The 2,723-nt window shown below is 70.8% G+C and carries 1 protein-coding gene and 1 pseudogene; both read left to right on the top strand.

Features of this window, described 5'->3' with window-relative positions:
- Positions 1–84: 84 nt before the first annotated feature.
- Positions 85–471: pseudogene (locus ABZ641_RS32100) on the top strand (hypothetical protein); the annotation flags it as partial.
- A gap of 306 nt (positions 472–777) precedes the next feature.
- Positions 778–2,622 (top strand): hypothetical protein, encoded by a 1,845-nt coding sequence (locus ABZ641_RS32095; RefSeq protein WP_359987524.1) that lies wholly within the window; start codon positions 778–780, stop codon positions 2,620–2,622.
- Positions 2,623–2,723 lie beyond the last annotated feature (101 nt).

Genomic DNA, 2,723 nt, shown 5'->3' with positions numbered 1-2,723 from the left:
GCATCAGCGTCCTGATGATGAAGCTGTCGGCGCCGGAGGACACCGGCGCCAACTCGGCGGCGATCCAGCTGAGCAACGCGCTCGGGCGCCTACCTGCCGATCATCAAGAAGTACGTCGACAACGGCCGCCTCTGGTGGCTGAACATGCAGTACTACAACGGCAGCATGTACGGCTGCTCCGGCGACTCCTACCAGGCCGGCACCGTCCAGGGCTTCACCGCGCAGACCACCTGCCTGAACAACGGCCTGGTCATCCAGGGCACCACCGTGAAGGTGCCCTACGACAAGCAGGTGCCCGGCCTGCCGGCCCAGTCCGGCGCGGGCGGCGGCTACATGGCGCCGAGCCTGGTCGGCCAGTCGTGGAACGCCTTCGGCGGCTCGCTGAAGGGACTCATGACCTGGTCGATCAACTGGGACGGCTCGAAGGGCTGGACCTTCGGCGACAACGCCAAGGCCCTCCAGGGCCGCTGACCTCCCACTGACGTCCCGTTGACGTCCCGCTGAACCCCGCGCCCCGGTGCACGGCCCCGAGCCGCAGTCGGTCACCGACCGACCTGCCCTCGGGCCCGAGCCCGGGGCGCGGGCCGTCGGGCGTCGCCGAAACCCCGACCGGTGGACCCAGGGTGGTGGGCCGCCGTGCGCAGGCAGGTGGTCGGTCCCCCTGCTCCGCATACGTTCTGACACTATGGTCGCCGCCAATCGACGACGCCCCACGGGGCCTCAGAAGGAGTTCTCGGCTTGAGACGAAGACTGGGCATACGATCCGCCGCGGCCGGCATGGCAGCGGCCGCACTGGGGCTGGGGGGAGTCCTCGTTCCCGCCTCGCCCGCCGCCGCCGATTCCGTCATCCGGGAGGCGTCGCAGCTCTCCCTGGCGTACACCGATGCGCAGGCGCCCCTGACGGCCCATCCGGTGTCCTCCGGCGAGGACATCCCGCTCGGTGCCTGGCTCGACGAGGCGGGCACCGCGCACACGTCGCGGGTCTACGCGACCTTCGACCTGGCCGGGTTCGCCGCCACACACGTGCTCAAGGCCAACCTCACCTTCGGCGAGTCCCAGGCGCAGGCCTGCGCGCAGCGCGCCATCGAGGTCTGGCAGACGGTGCCGAAGACCGACGACATCACCTGGCGCAACGCCCCGACCGAGAAGCAACTGCTCGGCACCGTCGGCGGCAGCCAGGCCTGCCCGGCCCAGTACCTGCAGTTCGACCTCACGAGCGCCGCCGCGGCTGCCGTGGCGGCGAACCGCCCGACGCTGTCGATCGAACTGCGCCTGCCCGCGGCCGACGAGGCGAACGCCGCCCTGGGCCGCCGGCTCAGCGGCTCGCGCGGGATCCGGTTGTACCCCACGTACAACACGCCGCCCGGCGCGCCCACCGACCTCTTCACCCAGTACCAGCCCTGCGCCACCGAGAAGCCGTACCCGTACGTCGGGACCCTGACCCCGACGCTGGGGGCCATGCTGCACGACGCGGACGCCGGCGACGGCACGCTGACGGGTCGCTTCGCCGTCTGGCCGGTGGGGCACAAGGAACAGCGCACGGAGTTCACCCAGGACTCGATGGGCAGCGGCTACGAGGGGAACGGGCACGTGCCGGCCGGTCTCCTCGCCGACGGCGGGACGTACGCCTGGCAGGTCCAGGGCGACGACCGCGCCGACAGCTCCGCGTGGTCGCGGCCCTGCTACTTCCACGTCGACGCCACTGCGCCGTCCGCGGCTCCGGTGGTGACGTCGGCGAACTACCCCGCCAAGCAGTGGACACCCGGTGGTGAGCCGGTGCAGTTCACCTTCACCGCGGCCGGCGTGCCGGACGTGGCGGCCTACCAGTACGCCTGGGGCGACCTCGGTGTCGCCGGGGTGGTGAACACCGGTGACCACGGGGTGCCGCAGTGGCGCGACCCCTTCAGCGGTCCCAACTTCGTTCGTGCCGACACCCTCGGCGGGTCGGCCTCGGTGAGCCTGTTCCCGCAGGACTCCGGTCCGCGGACGCTGTCGGTCCGCACCTTCGACCGGGCGTACAACACGTCGGCGGTCACGACCTACCAGGTCTTCGTCGGCGACACCTCGCCCATCGTGACGCCCGACCCGCCCAAGGTGCGCCCCGGGGTGCCGGTGACCCTCCACATGGCGCCGAACGCGAACGTCCGGCCGGTGGACAGCTACACGGTGAAGGTGGGCTACGCCGAGGCGCAGACCGTGACCGCCGCCGCGGACGGCACCGCGTCGATCACGCTCCCGCCGGTGACCGGGGCGACCCAGATCGAGGTGCACAGCCACAGCACGAACGGCTGGGTGAGCTCCCCGTACCGCTGGTTCGCCTTTGTGGACACCTCGCCGACGGTCACCTCGGACGTCTACCCGGAGGACACCGGCACGCCCGTCAACGCCGGCGGCGTCGGCGTCACCGGTACCTTCACCTTCGCCCCGACGGTGCCGGACGTGGCCTCCTACACGTACTCCTTCGACTGGGGGCCGGAGACGACCGTTGTCCCCGGGGCCGACGGCACGGCCCAGGTGTCGTGGGCGCCCGACACGAGCGGGCAGCACCTCGTCTACGCCTACCAGACGGACACCAACGGGGAAGTGTACGACGCCTACTACTACGCCTTCGACGTGAACTAGCGGTCGGTCGGGGGGGGCCCCCCCCCCCCCGCGCCCCCCCGGGGGGAACCCCACCAAAACCCAATAAAAAACAAACACCCAAAAAAAAAAAAAATAAAATA

It is taken from the genome of Kitasatospora sp. NPDC007106 (genome assembly GCF_040634455.1).
GTDB lineage: Bacteria > Actinomycetota > Actinomycetes > Streptomycetales > Streptomycetaceae > Kitasatospora > Kitasatospora arboriphila.
The sequence above is the reverse complement of the archived record's forward strand: the minus strand, read 5'-3'. Positions and strand labels throughout refer to the sequence as shown.